The sequence below is a fragment of the Acinetobacter sp. NIOH-H-8 genome (assembly GCF_046635365.1).
Classification (GTDB): domain Bacteria; phylum Pseudomonadota; class Gammaproteobacteria; order Pseudomonadales; family Moraxellaceae; genus Acinetobacter.
On sequence record NZ_JBHDVN010000286.1, the window covers coordinates 1 to 408 of the forward strand.

Annotated in this window: 1 protein-coding gene; it reads left to right on the forward strand. The window is 54.2% G+C overall.

The window, feature by feature from the left end:
- Positions 1–15: 15 nt before the first annotated feature.
- A partial coding sequence (locus ACEWB7_RS18265; protein ID WP_411581127.1) for a hypothetical protein occupies positions 16–408 on the forward strand: 393 nt, incomplete at its 3' end.

Here is a 408-nt window from a genome sequence, read left to right on the forward strand (position 1 = left end):
GAACGAAAGGAAGCGATGAGCCATGCTGCCAGCCTGAAAAAATCATCGCCGTTTTCGTCCGGTTTTTCCCGTATTCCCCTGATGCAATGGGCGGCACCGGAATACCGTAGCGAACAGGGAAAAATCCAGTCGCTGAGCCAGCAAATGGAAAAATTGCGACAGCATTACCGGAAGGTGGAGAAACAGGACATTCCCGCGAGTCAGACGGCATTTGAAAAACAGTGGCAGCAGTGGGGGGCATCCGGCCTTGCAGCTCTCAGAGTCCAGTTGCTTAAACGTGAAGAGGAATTGCGCCGGAAGGAGCAGGAGGATACAGAACGTAGTCGCGCGGAGCGACGAGCGGAACAGCTCAGGAAAAATGACAATGCCGTTATGGATTCAGGGGTACTGAGCGCAGTCGTTACGGGG